This window comes from Tissierella praeacuta DSM 18095 (assembly GCF_900128955.1).
GTDB classification, from domain to species: Bacteria; Bacillota; Clostridia; order Tissierellales; family Tissierellaceae; genus Tissierella; species Tissierella praeacuta.
The window spans coordinates 1-1,903 of the sequence record NZ_FQTY01000038.1; the positions used below are offsets into that span (position 1 = coordinate 1).

Below are 1,903 nucleotides of genomic sequence, written 5' to 3' on the forward strand. Positions count from 1 at the left end.
TAAGTGTGCCCAGCATGGGCAACAACTTGGTGGTGAAAGTCCACTACGGGCTTGGTAGTAGGAACCGTTAGCTGAAGGCAAGGGTGTCCATGGCGACGTGGAATCTGAAGGAAGCCGAAGGCAAAATCCTGAACCGACGAACAGAAATCACATAAGGCTGATTTAGGGAGGATGAGTTTGCTTAACAAAACAAAGTCCAATACTACCCGAACTCTTTACAGTAAATGTGACGGTTACATGGGAGGAAGGTTGTTGTTCTTACCTGGGGAGGTCTCATGGACATGGGAAAACAGAGTATGAACCATGGTTGAAACAAGATTTATCATGAGAAGTCAGCAGAGGCCATAGTACTATGAGAATCTAGATATCATAGGAAGGGCTGAATCATAGGAGATGAAATCAATGAAAATTACTGAGAACACGATAGAATGCAGAAAACAGAATAAAGACACCATCATCAACTGTGGGAATAGTGTGGAACACGAAAGACGCAGAAATGGGCAGAGTGATTCAAGGATGATTGAAAAGGACGACATCAACACAAACAAACCAACAATAGGAATGTTAGAAAGAATCCTATCCAGAGACAATATGAATAATGCTTACCAAAAGGTTAAAAGAAACAAAGGAGCAGGTGGAACCGATAAGATGGAAATGGATGAACTTCTAGAACACTTAAAAACCCACCGGGAAGAAATTCTTTCATCCCTACTGAATACAAGCTACAAACCATCCCCAGTTAAACGTGTTGAAATACCAAAAGAAAATGGTGAAACACGTAAACTGGGGATACCAACATTAGTCGACAGAGTGATTCAACAAGCAATTCTTCAAGAATTAAGTCCCATATATGAGAAACAATTTGCAGAAACCAGTTACGGTTTTAGACAAAATAGAGGATGTCATGATGCATTGAAGAAATGCCAAGAATATGCAAATGAAGGCTATTGGTATGTCATCGATATGGATTTAGAGAAATTTTTCGATACAGTAAACCAATCTATGCTTATGGAAATTTTATCAAGAACCATAAAGGACAACAGAGTCCTATCCTTAATACAAAAGTTTCTTAATGCAGGAATTATGGACAATGGAATGTTCATAAGAAGTGAGGAAGGAGTACCTCAAGGGGGGCCAATCAGCCCACTTTTAGCAAATATTATTCTAAATGAATTAGACCAAAAGCTTGAGGAATGGGGATATCGGTTTGTAAGGTATGCTGATGACCTTATGATATTTACAACAAGTAAAAGAGCTGCCCAAAGACAATATGAAAGAGTTAGTAAATTCATAGAAGGTAAGCTTAAACTCAAGATTAATAAAGATAAGACTAAGGTATCTAAACTTAGTGAGGTCAAATATCTAGGATATACATTTTATAGAAGTAAGGGAGGATGCAGATTTAGAGTTCACCCTAAAAGCATAAATAAACTGAAAGATAAAATTAGGATGGTAACTGGTAGAAGTAAAGGGATGAGCATAGATAATAGAAAGATTAAGCTCAACCAGATTATACATGGATGGGTACAATACTTTAAACTAGCCGATATGAAGACAATCATGAAAACAATTGATGAATGGCTCAGAAGAAGAATTCGAATGATAACATGGAAAAGTTGGAAGAAGGTCAAGACGAAATTTGTTAACCTTAAGAAACTGGGAGTAGCAAGAGAAAAGGCATGGGAATGGGCAAATACAAGAAAAGGCTACTGGCATACGGCCAATAGCTGGATTCTTGCAACAACCCTAACCAATGCTAGGTTTGAAAAACAAGGTTATTTAAGTTTTCTTAAATATTACCTTGAAGTTAAAGTGTAAACTATGAAACCGCCGTATACCGAACGGTACGTACGGTGGTGAGGGAGGTCGGTAAATAAATTAATTATTTACCTCCTACCCGATT

The 1,903-nt window shown here is 37.9% G+C and carries 1 protein-coding gene; it reads left to right on the plus strand.

What is annotated here, in order from left to right; genetic code table 11:
- The first annotated feature begins 474 nt into the window (after positions 1–474).
- A complete protein-coding gene (gene ltrA / locus BUB33_RS15625; RefSeq protein ID WP_200778259.1) occupies positions 475–1,818 on the plus strand; it encodes a group II intron reverse transcriptase/maturase in 1,344 nt (447 codons plus the stop codon).
- Positions 1,819–1,903: the final 85 nt, after the last annotated feature.